Source organism: Bradyrhizobium sp. dw_78, from assembly GCF_018449525.1.
Taxonomy (GTDB): Bacteria; Pseudomonadota; Alphaproteobacteria; order Rhizobiales; family Xanthobacteraceae; genus Bradyrhizobium.
The window spans coordinates 192,542-211,494 of sequence record NZ_JAAVUS010000009.1; the positions used below are offsets into that span (position 1 = coordinate 192,542).

The following is an 18,953-nucleotide window of genomic DNA, read 5'->3' on the forward strand; positions in this document are numbered from 1 at the left end:
TAAAATGGACGAGCATCCTACGTGGCGGAGACCGGGGCGAGCGCCTCGATGATACGGCATTCGGCGACAGTCCCGCGGCGACAGCGACCGATCACGTCGGCGAGTTCTTCGCGAAGCGCCGTCAGAGCCTCGATCTTGCGTTCGACCTCGGCCAGATGCTGACGCGCGATGACGTCAACCGCCTCGCAGGAGCGATCCCGATCATCCGCAAGGCCCAGCAGCTCGCGCACCTGGTCGAGCGAAAAGCCAAGGTCACGGGCACGCCGGACGAAGCTCAGACGGCCAAGATGCCGTTCGTCATAGGAGCGATAATTGCCTTCGGTGCGCCCCGGTGCCGGCAACAGCCCAATCCGCTCGTAATAGCGGATGGTCTCCACCTTCGTTCCCGTCCTCTTCGCGAGGTCGCCGATCGCCAGTCGTGTCATTGCCCTTGACCCTGTAGTGACTACAGGGTGCATATGGGGTGCCACACCGGGTTCGACGAGGTGACAAATGGCCGGTTGCTGCCACGATGACCACTGCTCCTCTTTGAAGGAGTTCGACAGCCCGCTCTGGCGCCGGGTGCTCTGGATCGCGCTTGCGATCAACGCGTCGATGTTCATGGCCGAGATCGTCGCCGGCGTAGCTGCCGGCTCTGCCTCGCTCCAGGCCGATGCGATCGACTTCCTGGGGGATGCGGGCAACTACGCGATCAGCCTCGGGGTCGCCGGCATGGCACCGGTCTGGCGAGCGCGCGCTGCCCTGCTCAAGGGCTGCTCGCTCGGCCTTTTCGGCGCAGCCGTGCTGCTCTCGACAGCATGGCACGCCTACGCGGGCACCTTGCCCAAGGCCGAGACGATGGGTGTGGTCGGCGTCCTTGCACTGCTCGCCAATATGAGCGTCGCGCTGCTTCTCTACCGCTTCCGCACCGGCGATGCGAACATGCGCTCGGTATGGATCTGTTCGCGCAACGACGCGATCGGCAATCTCGCGGTGCTGGCAGCGGCGGCAGGCGTGTTCGGCGCCGGGGCCGGATGGCCGGATATCCTGGTCGCACTGGTCATGGCCGCGCTTGGCATCAGCGGCGGCTGGCAAATCGCGCAGCATGCCCGCGCTGAGCTACGCATCCCGCAACTGACTCCGGCCGGCGCAGCGGCTAAATCCTGACTGCGGCAATTCGAGTCGCAGCAGCAATGCCATGATCGATATTGCGCAACCATGCGGCCTGACACGGCAGGCCGCACCGGCTCACGACGGCCGCTTGCGCTTGTGGGCGAACGGATTGGCTTTCTCGCGCAGCGAGATCCGCACCGGCGTGCCCGGCAGTTCGAAATATTCACGCAAGGAATTGACGAGATAGCGCAGATAGGATTGCGGCACCGCATCGGCGCGCGAACAGAACAACACGAAACTCGGCGGCCGCGCCTTGGCCTGGGTGATGTAGTTCAGCTTCAGCCGCCGGCCCGACACCGCCGGCGGCGGGTTGGCGTCCACCGCCTGCTCGAACCAGCGGTTGAGCGCGGCCGTCGGAACCCGCTTGTTCCACACCGCGTAAGCCTGTTCGATCGCGCTCATCAGGCGGTCGATGCCCTCGCCCATCAAGCCCGACACCGCGACGATCGGCACGCCCCTGACCTGCGGCAGCCAGTGATCGGCGTCCGTGCGCAGCGCCGAGATCAGGTTGGGCTGCCGGTCCATCAAATCCCACTTGTTGACGGCAATCACGATCGCCCGACCCTCGCGTTCGATCAGGTCGGCGATCCGCAGATCCTGTTCCTCAAACTTGTTCTGCGCGTCCATCATCAGCACCACGACTTCGGCAAAGCGGACCGCGCGCAAGGCGTCCGCCACCGAGAGTTTTTCGAGCTTTTCCTCGATCCGCGAGCGCCGCCGCAAGCCCGCGGTATCAAACACGCGGAAATCGCGGCCCTGCCGGTGGATCTCGACGGAAATGGAATCGCGGGTGGTGCCGGCCTCGGAGCTGGTCAGGAGCCGCTCCTCGCCGAGCAGATGATTGATCAGCGTGGACTTGCCGGCATTGGGGCGGCCGACGATCGCAACCCGAATCGGGCGCTGCGACAAATCCTCGTCCGATTCGATGATGTCGTCATCGTCGAACTCCTCTTTCTCATCGGCGGGTTCAGGCATCAGCGCGCGCACGGCGTCGTAGAGATCGCTCATCCCCTCGCCGTGCTCGGCCGAAACCTGGATCGGATCGCCGAGCCCCAGCGCGTAGGATTCCATCGCGCCGATTTCGCCGTGCTTACCCTCGGCCTTGTTGGCGACCAGCACCACCGGCTTGTTGGCGCGGCGCGCGAAATCGGCGAATGCACGATCGTTCGGCGTAAGGCCCACGCGGGCGTCGATCACGAACATCAGCGCATCCGCAAGGCCGATTGCGGTTTCGGTCTGCTCCTGCATCCGCGCGGTCAGCGAGCCCTTGGCGCCTTCGTCCAAGCCTGCGGTATCGATGACGGTGAATTCAAGATCGCCGAGCCGCGCCTCGCCTTCCCTGCGATCGCGCGTGACGCCGGGCTCATCGTCGACGAGCGCGAGCTTTTGCCCAACCAGACGATTGAACAGCGTCGATTTTCCGACGTTGGGCCGGCCGATAATGGCGATTGTAAAAGACATAGGTCATCCCTGCGCCCGTTATCGAGCGCATGTCGATCCTAGAGCCCTTTCGGTTCGGATGGAATCAGAACCGAAGCTCTATGTTCTTGGTTTGACGCGTTTTCTTCACGCGAACCGGAATCCGCTTCGCTCGAAAACGCGATAGAGACAAAGCGAAATCAGCGCGAGAAACCGCTGCTCGGCAGTGGCGCCGGGAATGGCTGCGAAGATTGTTGCGCCGGAGGCGCGGCGGGCTGGGCCGGCGGCTGCGCGTCCGGTTGCGCGGCCTGCTGATCGGGCGGCGGCGCAGTGGTACGCCGGCGAGCGACCTTTTTGGGCTTCGAAGCCGGCGGGACCGCCGCGGTGGCGCCTTCATCCCCAGACGCGGCGTTGGGATCTTCCGCAGAGGATTGCTGCGCGGCGCCGGCGGACGGTTTGGCCTTCTTGCCCTTGGATTTCTGCGCCTTGGCTTCTTCAGGCGGCGGAGCAGGCGGCGCGGTCGGAGCAGCCGCAGCGGCTGCTTCGGCATTCTGTTGTTCGATCTGCTGCTGCTCGACCTGATCCTTGTACAGATCCTTTGGAACGCCCTGCTCAAGACCCGGCACGCCGTCGGGGAACACCGGCTTGCGATCCCCCGGAAGCTTTTTCTTGCTGTCGAGGAAATCCAGCAGATCGGTCGGATCCCAGCCCGCGCTGGAACAGCCGGCCAGCGCGCCCGACAGCGCGATCAGAACAACGGCGGCGATCAAGCGTTGCGAGCGGCGCATGGTTGGTTTCTCACTCAACTCGTTTCTGCCGTCAGCTCTTTGCGACCGGCGGCAGCAATGCCTGGAGCGCTTCGGTGCGCGAGCGCAGACCAGGCGGCGTCTCCGCATCATTGGCAATCAGATCGAGCCATTTGCGGGCCGCCGTCGTGTCATTGGCGCGCCATGCCGACAGGGCCAGCAATTCGCGCGCGGTATGGCGAAACGCCGCCTCCGGCGCGGCCTCAGGCTCGAGCCGCTGCAGCATGTTGGGATAGCTGGTCGTCTCCAGCAGCAGTCCGGCCGCGCGGACCTTGGCAAGCTCCTGCTCCAGAGTGTCGGCGCTGCGATCCGTGGAGATATCCTCGTAAAGCTTGACCGCTGCCTGCGGATCGCTGCTTGCGACCTCGGCCGCGGCGCGCAGCCGCGCCAGCATCCGATAGCCCGACGGCGCAGTTGCCGCGAGGCTGTTGAAGGCGGCTTCGGCCTCGGCATGCTTGTTCTGCTCGGAAAGCTCGATGGCCTTGTCGAAGGCCGCACCAGCCTCGGCGGCCTTTTTGGCCTCGAGATATTGATAGCCGCGCCAGCCGCCCACCGCGGCGATAATCAGGAGCGCGCTGGCGACGATAAAGACCGAATACCGGTCCCACAGCTTCTTGAGCTGTTCGCGGCGGACGTCCTCGTTTACTTCATCAAATAATTCAGACACTTAAGGCTATCCCATGCCCGATGGAAACAACAATCCGCCAACCGCGGAAGGCGCTCGATCCCCCGATTGACGGCGGCGATACCCTAGCGATATGGCGGTGACAAGGCAAAGCCGCCCACCCCCGGCATGCAATATTTTCTTCGTTAATTCAACGCGATGCGCGCCCTGAAACGACGACAGCGATCCCGCCGAACGGTGTCAAGCCGCCGCCTTCAGGCATCTCGGAACGAGTCAGACTCCGCCCGGCTGGACATAGCAATAAACATAGCCGGCGCGGCTTAAAAATACGATGCCGTGCCCCGTCGGATTCGATTTGTCCCATTTTAATTTATTGTTCGGGATTTCAATTTCGGTCCCGATATCGATATGCGGACGCCGGCGCGGCTCATCCGGTCGGTCGTCGGTGATGATCGCATAGGTCTTGCCGTCGCGGACATGCATTTCGTCGGCGTAATAGGCGTCCGCCTCGCCGCAGCACGAAGCGGTCGGAACATCCGGTTGCATCAACGCTTGGTACCATTCCCTGATCGCGGGATCGGATCCATCCCATTGCCCGAGATCGCGGGCACTCGCGGCTCCCATCATGGAACCAAACACCAGGCAGAGGACAATGCGCTTCATCTCGCACTCCCAAGATTTTCCCAGCGTGTTTATTCTAAGCAATGTTCGTGCCGCGAATCAGCTAAGATTTGCGGATTGCATCCGTGAATACCAAGCGTGTTTTGCACGCTTCGCGGAGTTGTGATGGCTTGCGATTATTGCGCGGCCAGCGCGTCGCGCAGCAATTTTTTCATCAGCTTGGCGTCGGCGTTGCGTGGCAAAGGCTTTGTCGTCAACGCGATCGCTTCCAGAATCTTTTAATCGGAAAGCCGCGCACCACGCGCGCAAGGCCTCGCTGCGATATCTCGATCGCGCATCACGATGATGGCCTGTACGCGTTCGCCAAGCGCAGACAGGATGTTGCGACGATCGCTAGCTTTTCGTTTTCATGCCGTAGACATGTTCCGGCCCCGGAAACGCACGAGCACGCACATCGTCGGCATAGCCCTTGATCGCGGCTTCGATCATCGGACCGAGATCGCCGTAGCGGCGGACGAATTTCGGCGGCCGCGCCGACAGGCCCAGCATATCCTCCAGCACCAGCACCTGACCGTCGCAGGCCGCACTGGCGCCGATGCCGATTGTCGGAATGGCAATCGATTGCGTGATCTTGCGCGCCAGCGGTTCGGCGACCGCCTCGACCACCACGGAAAACGCGCCAGCTTCCGAAACCGCGCGGGCGTCGTCCTCGATCGGCTGCCAGCTGCTTTCCTCGCGGCCCTGCGCACGAAAGGATCCGAGCGTGTTGATCGATTGCGGAGTCAGCCCGATATGCCCCATCACGGGAACGCCGCGCCCGGCAAGGAACGCGATGGTTTCCGCCATCCGCACCCCGCCCTCGAGCTTCACGGCGCCGCATTGGGTCTCTTTCAGGATTCGCACAGCGGACTGAAACGCCTGCTCTTTCGAAGCTTCGTAGGAACCGAACGGCATGTCCACGACGACAAGCGCATGCTGCGAGCCGCGCATCACGGCGCGGCCTTGCAGGATCATCATGTCGAGCGTCACCGGCACCGTGGTTTCGAAACCATGCATCACATTGCCGAGGGAATCGCCGACCAGAATGACGTCGCAATAGCGGTCGACCAGCGCGGCGGTGTGCGCGTGATACGATGTCAGCATCACGATCGGCTCGCCATTCTTGCGGGCGCGGATATCCGGCGCGGTCTTGCGTTTGATGCTCGATTGAATGGACATTTTAAGCTCCGATGACAGGAACGCCGATAACGACGGGATGGAACACGAAAACCAGCGCCAGATAGGCGACGACACCGACCGCCGCGGCAATGAGATCGTTGCCGACACCGCCGACGGGAATTGGCGGCGCGCCGCTATCGCCGCGATGTTTCAGCGAGATGCGGTCGTATACCGCCCATCCCAGGAACGAGCCGAACAGGATGATCGAGCCGAGGTCGCCATTGGCGAGCAAATGGGCCGCCGCCCACAGCTTGATGCCCGCCAGCATCGGATGCCTCAGCGCGGTATAGATACGGCCGCGAATATAGGAAGCCACCACCAGGATGACCGCGGGCAGCATCAGCGCAATGGTGATATGCTTGAACGCAGTCGGCGGATACCAGACATCGATCCAGCCGGTTGCGCGATAATGGGCAAACCCCCACACGATCAGCGCAAGACCGGCCAGCGCCACCAGCCCATATCCGGCCTTGTAACCGCCCTCGCCCCACGATCCGATCAACCGCGCCCGCAAGCCGCGCTGCGTCGTGATCAGATGAACCCCGAAGAACAAGACGAGGCCCAGGATCATCACCAGCAGTCCCACGATGGCATTCCTCCCGTAACTGGTTTGCCCGCACGGGTATCATTTCGAGGGCTTGGGCCGCAATGCGCTAAACGCCTGTCAGGGCGTTCCGGACGGTTTTTCCAGCTGCCGGTTATCGATGTAACGGATCGCGATCGGGCGGCCTGCGAGCGCGCCGCCAAGGTTATTGGTGAATTTCAGTGGCTCACAGGCGTCGAGCGACGCCTCGATCGCCTTGAGATAGGTATCCCGGATATCGGCCGAAACGCCGGCCGTGGCAAAGGTCATGCGGGGGACCGCAATGATCTCGCCGGATCGCTTGAAACTGAAGCGCACTGTCATCTGCATGCCCTGTTGCGCGGAGTCGGCCGCTGGCGGCGACCAGCAGGAGCGCAATTCCGCAAACAGATCGCCGATCGTATCGAGATCGTGGTCCGGCCTGACATATTTCGCCTTGTCGTTGTCGGGTGGATCGCTTTCGACCGTCAACTGCAGGTTTTCCCCATAGGGATAATCCATTTCGGGAATGCAGGGTCCATGATTGAACACGCTGCAAAAGGTCGGGGTGCAAGGTTGGCCACTGAGCACGCTGCAAGGCGCGTGCGAGAACGGCGTGGCGTCGATCTGGTGACGATGCCGCGCCTCCGCGCTTGCGGTCAGCGCGACGGCCAGAACAAGGAATAAAGCGATAGCAACGACGCGCCGCGACATGAAATGCGACCTCGCAAAAACGACACCCGCTTCGTAAAATAATGGTCGGCAAAAGGATCCGCATCAAGCCTGGCGGCCTTCACATCCGCGCGTTCACGGCCGGCTCGCCTGCAATCAGCTGCCGGCAAATAACGCTTCAAGCCTTCCGCTTCACGTCCTTGATGCTGGAAAAGACGATGCCTTCGGCGCGCTCGCGGGTGTAATTGAGGTAAAACTCATTCTTGGCGAGGAACACCGGATCGCCATCGACGTCGTCAGCGACACCGGAGCCGTTGGCGGCGATGAACGCATCGAGCTTCTTGCGGTCGTCGGACGAAATCCAGCGCGCCAGTTGAAATTCGCTGACCTCAAATTCCACCGGCAATGCATATTCGGCGTCAAGCCGGGCTTTCAGCACATCGAGTTGCAGCGGGCCGACCACGCCGACCAGCGCCGGCGCGCCATCGCGCGGCCGGAACACCTGGACCACGCCCTCCTCCGACATCTGCTGCAAGGCTTCTTTCAGCTTCTTGGCCTTCATCGCGTCGGTGAGCCGGACACGCCGGACGATTTCCGGCGCAAAGCTCGGCACGCCGACGAAGGTGATATCCTCGCCTTCGGTCAGCGTGTCGCCGATCCGCAGGGTTCCGTGGTTGGGAATGCCGACGACGTCGCCGGCGAAGGCTTCGTCCGCCAGCGCCCGGTCCTGGGCGAAGAAGAATTGCGGGCTGGAGAGCGACATGTTCTTGCCGGTGCGCACCAGCTTCGCCTTCATGCCGCGCGTGAGCTTGCCCGAGCACAGCCGCGCAAAGGCGATGCGGTCGCGGTGGTTCGGGTCCATATTGGCCTGGATCTTGAACACGAAGGCGCTCATCCGTGACTCGGCGGCTTCGACCTTGCGCAAGTCGCTTTCCTGCGCGCGCGGCGAAGGCGCGAAACGGCCAAGCCCTTCGAGCAGATCGCCGACACCGAAATTGCGCAGCGCGCTGCCGAAATAGACCGGCGTCAGGTGGCCTTCGCGAAACGCCCCGAGTTCGAATGGCTGGCAGGCTTCCGACACCAGGGCCAGTTCATCCTTGATGGCGCCGATGTCGAGGTTGGGATTGCGGCCCGCGAGATCGGCGATGTCGATCTGTTCTGTGGCGCCGGTCTTGGCGCCGCCGCCTTCGAGCAGGCGCACGCCGCCATGAACGACGTCATAGGTGCCGAGGAAATCGCGGCCGCGGCCGACCGGCCAGGTCATCGGTGTGGTGTCAAGCGCCAGCGTCTTCTCGATCTCGTCGAGCAGATCGAACGTGTCGCGACTCTCGCGGTCCATCTTGTTGATGAAGGTGATGATGGGAATGTCGCGCAGGCGGCACACCTCGAACAGCTTGCGGGTGCGCGCCTCGATGCCCTTGGCGGCGTCGATCACCATGACCGCGGAATCGACCGCGGTTAGCGTGCGGTAAGTGTCTTCGGAAAAGTCCTCGTGGCCCGGCGTATCCAGGAGGTTGAACACCAGGCCTTCGAATTCGAAGGTCATCACCGAGGTAACGACGGAGATGCCGCGCTCGCGCTCGATCTTCATCCAGTCGGAACGGGTGTTGCGCCGTTCGCCCTTGGCCTTGACCTGGCCGGCCAGGTTGATGGCGCCGCCGAACAGCAGCAATTTTTCCGTCAGCGTGGTCTTGCCGGCGTCCGGATGCGAGATGATCGCAAAGGTCCGCCGGCGCTCGACTTCGGAGGTCAGCGGCGAGCGGGCGGACGATTCGGCGGAAACAGCAAGGTCGGACATGGCGCGAGCGTTTGGCAGGGAAACCGGGCCGGATCAAGGGCGATTAAAAGCGTTTTCGGGCGAAGCGGATGCCAATAGTCGTTAAGAAAACGCATCAAAACAGACGATGCTCCGCATATAGGGATTGCGCGGCCGAATTCCAATCGCCGGTACCTACCGCACCAATTGGACCGCCCAATAAGCCAGCGCGGCGACGAAGGCCGCGGCGGGAATCGTGATCACCCAGGCGTAGACGATCGAACTGGCGACGTTCCAGCGCACCGCCGAGGCGCGCCGGGCCGCGCCGACGCCGACGATGGCGCCGGTGATAGTGTGGGTGGTCGAGACCGGAACCCCGAGGAAGGTCGCCATGAACAGCGTCATGGCGCCGCCGGTCTCGGCGCAAAAACCCTGCATCGGAGTCAGTTTGGTGATCCGCAGGCCCATGGTGCGGACGATCCGCCAGCCGCCCATCAGGGTGCCGAGCGCCATCGATGCCTGGCAGGCCAGCACCACCCAGAACGGCACGAAAAAATGCCCGCCGAGATGCCCCTGCGAGTACAGCAGGACCGCGATGATGCCCATGGTCTTCTGCGCATCGTTACCGCCATGACCGAGTGAATAAAGCGAGGCGGAGGCGAATTGCAGGATTCGGAACGCCCGGTCGACCGCGAACGGCGTCGAGCGCACCGAGGCCCAGGACACGATGGCGACCAGTACCAGCGCCAGCAGGAATCCAACCAAGGGCGACAGCACGATGGCGAGCAACGTCTTCGACAGGCCGCTCCAGACGGCGGCCGAAATTCCTGCCTTGGCCATGCCGCCCCCGACCAGCCCGCCGATCAACGCGTGCGAACTGCTGGAGGGAATGCCCAATCTCCAGGTGATCAGGTTCCAGACCACCGCACCCACCAATGCCGCAAAGATCACCTGCGCATCGATCACGCTGGGCTCGATGATGCCGACGCCGATGGTCTGCGCGACATTCAACCCGAATACGGCGAAGGCGACGAAATTGAAGAAAGCCGCCCAGAACACCGCATATTGCGGGCGCAATACGCGCGTGGAAACGATCGTCGCGATCGAGTTGGCGGCGTCGTGCAATCCGTTGAGGAAATCGAACAACAGCGCGACGGCGATCAGCCCGACGAGAATGGGAAGGCCAAGCGTGGTATCCACGGTGCGGCCCTGCCTATACTTGCTCGATCACGATGCTGCTGATCTCATTGGCGACATCGTCGAAACGATCGGCGACTTTCTCGAGATGGTCGTAGATCTCGGCGCCGACGACAAAATCCATCGTGTTGGCGTTGCGGTGCTTGAGGAACAATTCCTTCAGCCCGATATCGTGGAGATCGTCGACCCGGCCTTCGAGCTTGGTCAATTCCTCGGTGATTGCCGTCAGCATCGCGACGTTGTCGCCGATCGACTGCAACAGCGGCAGCGCGCGGCCGACCAGATTGGCGCACTCGACCAACAGCCCGCCCATTTCCCGCATCGGCGGCTCGAAGCTGCGGACCTCGAACAGCACCACCGCCTTGGCGGTCTGCTGCATCTGGTCGATGGCGTCGTCCATCGCCGTGATGAGATTCTTGATGTCGCCTCGATCGAACGGGGTGATGAAGGTCCGGCGGACCGCGGTCAGCACCTCGCGGGTGATATTGTCGGCCTCGTTCTCGTACTGGTTGACGCGCTGGCAGGCCGCCAGCATGTCCTCGCCGCCGCGCAGCATGTCCTGCAACGCCAGCGCCCCCTGCACCACCGTCTGGGAGTGCCGGGCGAACAGGGCGAAAAACCGCTCCTCCTTCGGCAAAAAGGCACGAAACCAGCGCAACATACGACCAACCCATCATTATGGAAGTGACAGCCAAACCAGCCGTCACGAAACTGTCATAAACGATTTATTGGAAGAGCGCGCAAGCGGGCTTGCTGCGGAAACCGCGCCGCTTTGTACCGACCGGGAATCCGGCCCCCTTGCCTAGAGGGAAAGCCGGAAAAAATGGGCGACTTCGCCGACAATGCCCCGGCGGAACGCCAGCACGCAGATCACGAAGACCACCCCCTGGATCACCGTGACCCACTGGCCGAATCCGGCCAGATATTGCTCCATGGCGATAATCACGAAGGCGCCGACCACGGGCCCGAAAATGGTGCCGAGACCGCCAACCAGCGTCATCAGCACGATTTCACCCGACATGGTCCAATGCACATCGGTCAGCGAGGCGTTCTGCGCGACGAACACCTTGAGCGCACCGGCAAATCCCGCCAGTGTCCCCGACAGGATGAAAGCAAGCAGCTTGTAATGATCGGTCTTGTAACCGAGCGAGATCGCGCGCGGCTCGTTCTCGCGGATCGATTTCAGCACCTCGCCGAATGGCGAGTTGATGGTGCGGAAAATCAGCAGAAAACCGAGCAAGAACCCGGCAAGGACGACGTAATAAAGCACCGTCGGGTTTGATAGATTGAGAAACCCGAACATGTATCCTTGCGGAATGCCCTGGATGCCATCCTCACCGTGCGTAAACGGCGTTTGCAGATAGATGAAGTAAAGCAGCTGCGACAGCGCCAGCGTGATCATCGCAAAATAGATGCCCTGGCGACGGATGGCGATGAGGCCGGTGATAACGGCCAGCCCGGCGGCAGCCAGGGTGCCGACCACGATCCCGAGTTCGGGCGGCAAGCCCCAGACTTTCAGCGCATGCCCCGAGACGTAGCCCGCGGTCCCCAGGAACATCGCGTGGCCGAACGACAACAGCCCGCCATAGCCGATCAGGAGGTTGAAGGCGCAGGCGAGCAAAGCGAAGCACAGCGCCTGCATCACGAAAAACGGATAGATGCCGGTAAACGGCACGATCAGCAACAGCACCGTCATGATGCCGAACGCGATCATCTCGTCGCGCACGGTGCGCGCAGCCACCGGGATTATATTGTCAGTCGTGACAGTCATGTCAGTTTGCCCGTCCCGTCAAGCCCGTAGGCTTCACCAGCAGCACCAGCACCATCAGGACGAATACCACGGTGTTGGAAGCCTCCGGATAAAAGTATTTGGTCAATCCCTCGATCACGCCGAGCGCGAAACCGGTAATGATCGACCCCATGATCGAGCCCATGCCGCCGATCACCACCACCGCAAACACGACGATGATCAGGTCGGCGCCCATCTGCGGCCGCACCTGGTTGATCGGAGCCGACAACACGCCGGCCAGCGCGGCAAGGCCGACGCCGAGCCCGTAGGTCAGCGTGATCATCCGAGGCACGTTGATGCCGAACGCGCGCACCAATGTCGGATTTTCGGTGGCGGCGCGAAGATAGGCCCCAAGCCTGGTCCGCTCGATCAGATACCAGGTGAGCAGGCACACCACGAGGGAAAACACCACCACCCAGCCGCGATAGATCGGCAGGTACATGAAACCGAGATTGGCGCCGCCCTTCAGCGCGTCGGGAATCGAATAAGGCAAGCCGGAGGAGCCGAAATAATTCTGGAAGATGCCCTGGATGATCAGCGCCAGTCCGAATGTCAGCAGCAATCCGTAGAGGTGATCGAGCCCGGTCAGCCATCGCAGCAGCGTCCGCTCCAGGATCATACCGAAAATACCGACCGCGACCGGCGCGATGATCAGCGCCGGCCAATAGCCGATATTGGCGAGATTGAGCAGGAAATAGGCGCAGAACGCGCCCATCATATAGAGCGCACCGTGCGCGAAATTGATGATGTTGAGCATGCCGAAGATCACGGCAAGCCCGAGACTGAGCAGCGCGTAGAACGAGCCGTTGATCAGTCCGACCAGGAGTTGGGCGTAAAGGGCCTGCATGAATCTTTCTCGTGCTCAACATCTTCCCATGAAACGTTTGGCGGCGCGGCGCCGCCAAACGTGACGGTGACGGATTTACTTCTTCAGCAAGGAACACGTGCTCTTGTCGAGCGGCGTGAAGGCCTCATCAGCCGGAATCGTCGCAAGCAGCTTGTAATAGTCCCAGGGGCCCTTCGACTCCGACGGCGTCTTGACTTCGAACAGATAGGCCGGATGAATCTTGCGGCCATTGGGCTCAATGCTGCCCTTGCCGAACAGCGGATCGTCGGTCGGCATTTCCTTCATCTTGGCAACGACCTTGGCGCCATCATGCGGGTTGCCGCCGAGCGCTTCCAGCGCCTTGAAGTAATGCAGCAAGCTCGAATAGACCCCGGCATGCACCATGGTCGGCATGGTGTGGTTCTTCATGCGCTCCTGGAAGCGCTTGGAGAACGCCCGGGTCTGGTCGTTCATGTCCCAATAGAAGGTCTCGGTAAAGTTGAGGCCCTGCGCCGTGTTGAGACCGAGCGCGTGAACGTCGCTGATGAACAGCAGCAGCGCCGCCATCTTCTGGCCGCCCTGGGTCAAGCCGAATTCGGCTGCCTGCTTGATCGCGTTGGTGGTATCACCACCGGCATTGGCGAGGCCGACAACCTTGGCCTTGGAGGCCTGCGCCTGCAGCAGGAAGGATGAGAAATCCGATGTGTTGAGCGGATGCTTGATGCCGCCGAGCACCTTGCCGCCTGCCGCCAGCACCGCCGTGGTGGTATCGCGCTCAAGCGCGGCGCCGAAGGCATAATCGGCCGTGAGGAAGAACCAGGTGTCTCCGCCGTTTTTCGTCAGCGCCGAACCGGTACCGTGCGCCAGCATATAGGTATCGTAGGTCCAGTGGATGGTGTTCGGCGTGCATTGCGCGTTGGTCAAATCCGAGGTGCCCGCGCCGGAATCGATGAAGATCCCGTTTTTTTCCTTGACGATATTGCTGACCGCCAGCGCCACGCCGGAATTCGGTACGTCGACAATGATGTCGACCTTATCGACATCGAACCATTGCCGCGCGATGTTCGCGCCGACGTCGGGCTTGTTGAGGTGATCGGCGGAGATGACATCGATCTTCCAGCCCTTGCCGGTGAGGCCGGAATCCTCAACCGCCATCTGGGCGGCCAATGTCGAGCCGGGGCCGCCGAGATCGGAGTACAGGCCGGACTGATCGCTCAGCGCCCCGACCTTCACCGTCTTGTCCTGCGCGAAAGCAAAATTCGCCGCGGTAAACGCCAGCACCGTTCCCAGCAGCAGCGCTGAAATCCTGCTCTTCATATTTGCCTCCTCTAAGATTTTTATTCTCGTTGTTTTTCAGACGCCGAGATAGGTGTGAAGCTTTTCCATATTGGCTTGCAGTTCAGAATTAGAAAAACCATCGATGATCTTGCCGTGCTCGACGATGTAGTAACGGTCGGCGACCGTCGAGGCGAAGCGGAAATTCTGTTCGACCAGAAGGATGGTGAAGCCTTCGGATTTCAATCGCGCGATGGTGTGCCCGATCTGCTGGATGATGACCGGCGCCAGCCCCTCGGTCGGCTCGTCCAGCATCAGGAAGCGTGCCCCGGTGCGCAGGATCCTGGCGATCGCCAGCATCTGCTGCTCGCCGCCGGACAGTTTGGTGCCCTGGCTGTTGAGCCGCTCCTTGAGATTGGGGAACAGGTCGAAGATCTGATCCAGCGACAGGCCGCCGCTACGCACGACCGGCGGCAGCATCAGGTTTTCGCGGACGTCGAGGCTTGCGAAAATGCCGCGCTCCTCCGGACAAATGGCGATGCCGAGACGCGCGATCTTGTCCGAGGATGCCCGGATGATTTCCTGATTGTCGAAGCGGACCGAGCCGGTGCGCTTACCGATGATCCCCATCACCGATTTCAACGTCGTCGTCTTGCCGGCGCCATTGCGCCCGAGCAACGTGACCACCTCACCCGCATTCACATTGAAACTGATGCCGTGCAGGATATGGGACTCGCCATACCAGGCCTGCAGGTTCTCAACCGACAGTAACGGCGTTCCCGCCGCGGCAACGGCCGCGGACTTCGCTGCAGCGGTTTCCACCATTTTCAAATCAGCCATGACCGGCCCCCAGATAGGCTTCCTTGACGCGCTCGTCCTTGGTCAGGTCGGCGTAATTGCCTTCCGCAAGCACGTGCCCGCGGGTCAGCACGGTGATGACGTCGGAAAGGTGGGCGACCACGCTTAGGTTATGTTCGACCATCAGGATGGTGTATTTTGCCGAAATGCGTTTGATCAGCGCGGCGATCTTGTCGATGTCCTCATGTCCCATGCCGGCCATCGGCTCATCGAGCAACATCATTTCCGGATCGAGCGCCAGCGTGGTTGCGATCTCAAGGGCGCGCTTGCGCCCATAGGGCATCTCGACTGCCTGCGTATCGGCGAATTCACTCAACCCGACGTCGTCGAGCAATTCGCGGGCGCGGCCGTTGAACCGGTCCAGCACCGTTTTCGAACGCCAGAAATCGAAAGAATGCCCGTGCTGGCGCTGTAATGCGACCCGCACATTCTCCAACGCGGTCAGATGCGGGAATACCGCTGAAATCTGGAACGAGCGCACCAGGCCGAGACGCGCCACGTCGGCCGGCGCCATCGCCGTGATATCCCGTCCCTTATACAGAATCTGTCCGGCGGACGGCCGCAGGAACTTGGTCAACAGATTGAAGCAGGTGGTTTTTCCGGCCCCGTTCGGCCCGATCAACGCATGGATGCTGCCGCGGCGGACCTTGAGGCCGACGTCGCGAACGGCGAAGAAACCCGCGAATTCCTTGGTCAATCCGTGGGTTTCGAGAATGAACTCATCGGCCAATCAATTTCCCCCTCAGCCGCCGCGAAGTCCCCCCGCGCAGGGCCAATTTTTGTCACCCGGCAGATTCCAGGGACGTTTTTAAATACCGCCTCAGGCTGCCGCCTTCGGGCCGGAATATGCCGTCAACAGCGCGGTTTACGCAAGGTCGAAAGCTCTGCTGCGGCTTAAGGCCGGAGCCGGACCGGCTTCGCCCTTAGTCGAATTGCGCGAACGCGCCCTCGCCCACCCCGAAACGGTGGCAAGCGTCCCAACGATGCTTTCAGCCCTTCTTCGATTTCCCCGACGGCGCCACCTCCTTGGCATAGATTTCCGGCTTGAATCCGACAACAAGCTTGCCGCCGAGATCGAGCACCGGCCGCTTGATCATGGAAGGCTGCGCCAGCATCAACGCCAGCGCCTTTCGCTCGTTCAACCCTTCTTTGTCGGCGTCGGGCAATTTGCGAAACGTGGTGCCGGCGCGGTTGAGCAGGGCTTCCCAGCCGAGTTCGTTGCTCCATTGCTGGAGCTTGTCCTTGGCAATGCCGACGGTCTTGTAATCGTGGAAATCGTAATCCACACCGTGACTGTCGAGCCAGGCACGGGCCTTCTTCATGGTGTCGCAGTTCTTGATGCCGTAGATGGTGGTGGGCAAGTTCGCGCTTCCTTATCTCGCGTCGGTCATCCGCATCATACCTCGAACTTCCAGCGCGCAAGACGCGTGTGACCCGCCAGGCTGTGGATGAGCAAAAACTCGCTCACGGTCCAGCAGACCGGTTCGATCGGATATTCGTCGACACAGCGTTCGCCATACATGAGCGTGACATGCGGCGTAAAATCCTTGCCCGCCAATCGCCTCAAGCCCTTTGTTGTCAACGCGACTCCGAGCCTTTGCTGAAATGATTTCAGCCGGTTCAACCCGTCCCCTCCGGCCAAAACGAACGGATGGCCGCCCGACTCGTGGCCCCCTGACTTGCGCCGAAAGCTGATGGTGCGATCGAAGGACACTTCGAACGGCGGCGTTGGCACCTCCCGGGCGGCTTCCGACACGATCCGAACGGCGCGCGCCGACAAGGCGCCGAGAAAAAACAGCGTCGCATGCAGCCGATCGGGTTCAATCGGCTGGGCGGCAAACCCATGCGCCCGTTTCAGGATTCCGGCGAGCCGATGGATTTTTGCGGCCGCACGCGCGTCCGGAATAACTGCCAGAAACACCCGGCCCTCATCGTAAAAGCCGCGCCCCATGACCTACGCTTGTTCACTCGCGCTATTCCAAATCGCTATAAGAACAAATCATGAACATACGGGATTGTAAAGCCTGGAAGCCGTCTGCTTTGGCGAATGGAACGCCTACCGCCCGAAAAGTTCGCAGGCCTGCGTAAGGCCGACCGCATCACGTCCCTGACATCGGCGATTTCCTGATGACCGCATGAAGTTTCTTGCGTCGCGCTTCGGCGGCATAACCGAGAAGAACCGTCGCGACAGCCGCATCGACTTTCGCCTGCAGGTCTTCGTCCCTTACCTCGCCCGCGATCCAGAACGAGAGGCAGCCCCTAAACATGAAGGCGAGTTGCTCGGCAAGCGACTGTTTTGCCGTTTCGAGCCCGTCGCCGGAAAGACCGTCATATTCAGCGAGCGCCTGCTGCCATAAAGCGCGGGAGTGGTCGCTTACGGCGCTGGGAGCGGCATCCGCCGTGCCGAGCGCTCCAATGACGGTGCGATAGACTTTTGGCTGTTCGAGAAGAAGCGCGACCGCAATCCGGGCCATCGCCCGCACGCGGTCGATCGCGTCGCCCCTAGGCGATTGGATCCGGAATTGCTCCGCCATGCGCTCGATCACACGGGTTGAAAGCGCCCGCACGATCGCGTTCTTGCTGCCGAAATGGTTGAACGGCGTGGCAAAGCCGACGCCGGCCTCCGCCGCCAGGGATCGCATCGAAAAATCGCCGGTGTCGTCTGCCGCGAGCAACCGTTCGGCCGCGTCAAGCACGAGATCCCGGGCCAGCTTCCGGTTCCGTTCGCGCAGCGAAAAAATGGGTTCGCTACTCATTCGTTCACAGTCCCTCTTGGCAAGATCGTCGCGATATCTATATCATGATATACAATTCAAATCATGATATATTGAAGAAAAAGGCGGGATCAAGCATGGCGAACGATCAGAAGACATTTCTCATTACCGGCGTAAGTTCGGGACTTGGCGCAGCGTTTGCCGAGGCGACGCTGACAGCAGGACACAAGGTGGTGGGTACCGTGCGTAGCCCCGAGAAGGCTGCGGCCTTCGAAGCCAAGGCGCGCGGGCGATCGCATGCACTCAAGCTCGACGTCACGGATTTCGATGCCATCGTGGGAGGTATTGCCGAGGCGGAACGGCTCGCGGGACCGATCGACGTGCTCGTCAACAACGCTGGATATGGGCACGAAGGCGTCTTCGAAGAATCGTCGATCGACGACCTGAAGCGGCAGTTCGATGTCAATGTGTTCGGCGCCGTGGCGATGATCAAGGCGGTGCTGCCCGGCATGCGCGCCCGGCGCGCCGGCCATATCATCAACGTCACCTCGATGGGCGGCTTCATCACCATGCCCGGCATCGCCTATTATTGCGGAAGCAAGTTCGCGCTGGAAGGTATTTCCGAGGCATTGGGCAAGGAGATCAAATCCTTTGGGATTCACGTGACCGCTCTTGCGCCGGGCCAGTTCCGTACCGATTGGGCCGGACGCTCCATGGATCGCACCCCGCGCAGCATCGCCGATTACGACGCCGTGATGAATCCGATCCGCGCCGCGCGGCAAGCCAAGAGTGGCCATCAGCCCGGGGATCCGGCGAAAGCGGCGCAAGCCCTATTGCAATTGGTCGCATCCGACAATCCGCCGGTGCGGCTTTATCTGGGCGAAGACGCCCTGCAATTGGTCAACCAGAAGCTCGATCAGATGAAAGTGGAGATCGCCGCCTGGGAAAGCATCTCCCGCTCAACCAGCTTCGCGTGACGACAAGGGGTCTGCCTACAGGCGGCCCCTATATTTAGCCGGCGGCGCCGTCATCGAGACTCACGATCACGGCGGCATTGGCGATGATGATGGCATCGCCGCCCTGCTCGGCCGGAATCTCGAGCCCGCCCTTGACCGCGGTGACCGTTACCGTGCCGTAAGGCAGTTCGGTCGCGACCGCCGCGGTGTCAACCGAACTCGGGTCCGGTACGCCGATCGTGACATCGACGAACATGTCCTTGGCGGTTTTGCCGACCATCCGGAAGAACCCGACGCTACTGTGACGGATGGCGTCCGAGACCGCGCGCCTGGCGGCCTTAGTGGCGTCGCGGCCGTGAACGTCAACGCCCATGCCCATTTCGGTAAGACAGCGCACGCGTGCCATTGGAGTTCCTGACGTCATTCGGGTGGAAGATAGCGGCTCATCTTTCGTGATTTTCGTCGTGGCGGTCAAGGCCGGCGCAGTTGCCGACAGGATCGGCGTCT

At 61.6% G+C, this 18,953-nt stretch carries 22 protein-coding genes; 2 read left to right on the forward strand and 20 right to left on the reverse strand.

Annotated features, from left to right (window positions below; genetic code table 11):
• Positions 1-17: 17 nt before the first annotated feature.
• Positions 18-425, reverse strand: coding sequence for a helix-turn-helix domain-containing protein (locus tag HB630_RS22510; RefSeq protein ID WP_213774740.1), 408 nt, complete (start codon positions 423-425; stop codon positions 18-20).
• A gap of 67 nt (positions 426-492) precedes the next feature.
• Here HB630_RS22510 and HB630_RS22515 point away from each other — a divergent pair, with 67 nt between their 5' ends.
• Positions 493-1,146 carry a cation transporter gene (locus HB630_RS22515; protein WP_213774741.1) on the forward strand — a complete coding sequence of 218 codons (654 nt, stop codon included), beginning with the start codon at positions 493-495 and terminating at the stop codon, positions 1,144-1,146.
• A gap of 81 nt (positions 1,147-1,227) precedes the next feature.
• On the opposite strand, the gene der is transcribed toward HB630_RS22515, so the two are convergent.
• The 18 genes from der to HB630_RS22605 all read right to left on the reverse strand — a co-directional run bounded on the left by der (position 1,228) and on the right by HB630_RS22605 (position 17,532).
• Entirely contained in the window at positions 1,228-2,613 is a 1,386-nt protein-coding gene (der, locus tag HB630_RS22520) for a ribosome biogenesis GTPase Der (protein WP_213774743.1), read from the reverse strand.
• Positions 2,614-2,771: 158 nt separating this feature from the next.
• Positions 2,772-3,359, reverse strand: coding sequence for a hypothetical protein (locus tag HB630_RS22525; RefSeq protein ID WP_213774994.1), 588 nt, complete (start codon positions 3,357-3,359; stop codon positions 2,772-2,774).
• A 31-nt stretch (positions 3,360-3,390) separates the two neighbouring features.
• Positions 3,391-4,044, reverse strand: coding sequence for a tetratricopeptide repeat protein (locus HB630_RS22530; protein WP_213774744.1), 654 nt, complete (start codon positions 4,042-4,044; stop codon positions 3,391-3,393).
• Positions 4,045-4,275: 231 nt separating this feature from the next.
• On the reverse strand, positions 4,276-4,665 hold the full coding sequence (locus HB630_RS22535) for a hypothetical protein (RefSeq protein ID WP_249780982.1): 390 nt from the start codon (positions 4,663-4,665) through the stop codon (positions 4,276-4,278).
• 351 nt (positions 4,666-5,016) lie between these two features.
• The gene (gene panB / locus HB630_RS22540; protein ID WP_213774745.1) at positions 5,017-5,841 is read right to left on the reverse strand and encodes a 3-methyl-2-oxobutanoate hydroxymethyltransferase; all 825 of its coding nucleotides are present in this window, start codon (positions 5,839-5,841) and stop codon (positions 5,017-5,019) included.
• 1 nt (position 5,842) lies between these two features.
• Positions 5,843-6,427: an NnrU family protein gene (locus HB630_RS22545; RefSeq protein WP_213774747.1), complete on the reverse strand. Its 585-nt coding sequence runs from the start codon at positions 6,425-6,427 to the stop codon at positions 5,843-5,845.
• A gap of 78 nt (positions 6,428-6,505) precedes the next feature.
• On the reverse strand, positions 6,506-7,117 hold the full coding sequence (locus HB630_RS22550) for a hypothetical protein (RefSeq protein ID WP_213774748.1): 612 nt from the start codon (positions 7,115-7,117) through the stop codon (positions 6,506-6,508).
• Positions 7,118-7,253: 136 nt separating this feature from the next.
• A complete protein-coding gene (locus tag HB630_RS22555; protein ID WP_213774750.1) occupies positions 7,254-8,873 on the reverse strand; it encodes a peptide chain release factor 3 in 1,620 nt (539 codons plus the stop codon).
• A gap of 153 nt (positions 8,874-9,026) precedes the next feature.
• A complete protein-coding gene (locus HB630_RS22560) occupies positions 9,027-10,031 on the reverse strand; it encodes an inorganic phosphate transporter (RefSeq protein ID WP_213774751.1) in 1,005 nt (334 codons plus the stop codon).
• A 13-nt stretch (positions 10,032-10,044) separates the two neighbouring features.
• Positions 10,045-10,689, reverse strand: coding sequence for a DUF47 domain-containing protein (locus HB630_RS22565; protein WP_213774752.1), 645 nt, complete (start codon positions 10,687-10,689; stop codon positions 10,045-10,047).
• Between the two features lie 141 nt (positions 10,690-10,830).
• Entirely contained in the window at positions 10,831-11,799 is a 969-nt protein-coding gene (locus tag HB630_RS22570) for a branched-chain amino acid ABC transporter permease (RefSeq protein WP_213774754.1), read from the reverse strand.
• Position 11,800: 1 nt separating this feature from the next.
• Complete coding sequence (locus HB630_RS22575) at positions 11,801-12,664, reverse strand: branched-chain amino acid ABC transporter permease (protein WP_213774755.1); 864 nt, start codon at positions 12,662-12,664, stop codon at positions 11,801-11,803.
• 75 nt (positions 12,665-12,739) lie between these two features.
• A complete protein-coding gene (locus HB630_RS22580; RefSeq protein WP_213774757.1) occupies positions 12,740-13,960 on the reverse strand; it encodes an ABC transporter substrate-binding protein in 1,221 nt (406 codons plus the stop codon).
• Between the two features lie 36 nt (positions 13,961-13,996).
• The gene (locus HB630_RS22585; RefSeq protein ID WP_213774997.1) at positions 13,997-14,743 is read right to left on the reverse strand and encodes an ABC transporter ATP-binding protein; all 747 of its coding nucleotides are present in this window, start codon (positions 14,741-14,743) and stop codon (positions 13,997-13,999) included.
• A gap of 7 nt (positions 14,744-14,750) precedes the next feature.
• Positions 14,751-15,506, reverse strand: coding sequence for an ABC transporter ATP-binding protein (locus tag HB630_RS22590; protein ID WP_213774758.1), 756 nt, complete (start codon positions 15,504-15,506; stop codon positions 14,751-14,753).
• 259 nt (positions 15,507-15,765) lie between these two features.
• Positions 15,766-16,137 carry an ArsC family reductase gene (locus HB630_RS22595; protein ID WP_213774760.1) on the reverse strand — a complete coding sequence of 124 codons (372 nt, stop codon included), beginning with the start codon at positions 16,135-16,137 and terminating at the stop codon, positions 15,766-15,768.
• 35 nt (positions 16,138-16,172) lie between these two features.
• Positions 16,173-16,697, reverse strand: a complete 525-nt coding sequence (locus HB630_RS22600; RefSeq protein ID WP_213774761.1) for a 2'-5' RNA ligase family protein — start codon at positions 16,695-16,697, stop codon at positions 16,173-16,175.
• A 178-nt stretch (positions 16,698-16,875) separates the two neighbouring features.
• The gene (locus tag HB630_RS22605; RefSeq protein ID WP_213774764.1) at positions 16,876-17,532 is read right to left on the reverse strand and encodes a TetR/AcrR family transcriptional regulator; all 657 of its coding nucleotides are present in this window, start codon (positions 17,530-17,532) and stop codon (positions 16,876-16,878) included.
• 95 nt (positions 17,533-17,627) lie between these two features.
• Between HB630_RS22605 and HB630_RS22610 the strand changes: the two genes are divergently transcribed.
• On the forward strand, positions 17,628-18,467 hold the full coding sequence (locus HB630_RS22610) for an oxidoreductase (RefSeq protein ID WP_213774766.1): 840 nt from the start codon (positions 17,628-17,630) through the stop codon (positions 18,465-18,467).
• Between the two features lie 34 nt (positions 18,468-18,501).
• Here the strand turns inward: HB630_RS22610 and HB630_RS22615 are convergent, their stop codons facing one another.
• Positions 18,502-18,852, reverse strand: a complete 351-nt coding sequence (locus HB630_RS22615; protein ID WP_213774767.1) for a Lin0512 family protein — start codon at positions 18,850-18,852, stop codon at positions 18,502-18,504.
• Positions 18,853-18,953 lie beyond the last annotated feature (101 nt).

Coding starts and splice junctions, on each gene's coding strand:
- HB630_RS22565 (WP_213774752.1), bottom strand. CDS start 10,689: ATGTTGCGCTGGTTTCGTGCCTTTTTGCCGAAGGAGGAGCGGTTTTTC.
- der (WP_213774743.1), bottom strand. CDS start 2,613: ATGTCTTTTACAATCGCCATTATCGGCCGGCCCAACGTCGGAAAATCG.
- HB630_RS22515 (WP_213774741.1), top strand. CDS start 493: ATGGCCGGTTGCTGCCACGATGACCACTGCTCCTCTTTGAAGGAGTTC.
- HB630_RS22575 (WP_213774755.1), bottom strand. CDS start 12,664: ATGCAGGCCCTTTACGCCCAACTCCTGGTCGGACTGATCAACGGCTCG.
- HB630_RS22510 (WP_213774740.1), bottom strand. CDS start 425: ATGACACGACTGGCGATCGGCGACCTCGCGAAGAGGACGGGAACGAAG.
- panB (WP_213774745.1), bottom strand. CDS start 5,841: ATGTCCATTCAATCGAGCATCAAACGCAAGACCGCGCCGGATATCCGC.
- HB630_RS22585 (WP_213774997.1), bottom strand. CDS start 14,743: ATGGTGGAAACCGCTGCAGCGAAGTCCGCGGCCGTTGCCGCGGCGGGA.
- HB630_RS22570 (WP_213774754.1), bottom strand. CDS start 11,799: ATGACTGTCACGACTGACAATATAATCCCGGTGGCTGCGCGCACCGTG.
- HB630_RS22605 (WP_213774764.1), bottom strand. CDS start 17,532: ATGAGTAGCGAACCCATTTTTTCGCTGCGCGAACGGAACCGGAAGCTG.
- HB630_RS22580 (WP_213774757.1), bottom strand. CDS start 13,960: ATGAAGAGCAGGATTTCAGCGCTGCTGCTGGGAACGGTGCTGGCGTTT.
- HB630_RS22610 (WP_213774766.1), top strand. CDS start 17,628: ATGGCGAACGATCAGAAGACATTTCTCATTACCGGCGTAAGTTCGGGA.
- HB630_RS22555 (WP_213774750.1), bottom strand. CDS start 8,873: ATGTCCGACCTTGCTGTTTCCGCCGAATCGTCCGCCCGCTCGCCGCTG.
- HB630_RS22550 (WP_213774748.1), bottom strand. CDS start 7,117: ATGTCGCGGCGCGTCGTTGCTATCGCTTTATTCCTTGTTCTGGCCGTC.
- HB630_RS22615 (WP_213774767.1), bottom strand. CDS start 18,852: ATGGCACGCGTGCGCTGTCTTACCGAAATGGGCATGGGCGTTGACGTT.
- HB630_RS22525 (WP_213774994.1), bottom strand. CDS start 3,359: ATGCGCCGCTCGCAACGCTTGATCGCCGCCGTTGTTCTGATCGCGCTG.
- HB630_RS22535 (WP_249780982.1), bottom strand. CDS start 4,665: ATGAAGCGCATTGTCCTCTGCCTGGTGTTTGGTTCCATGATGGGAGCC.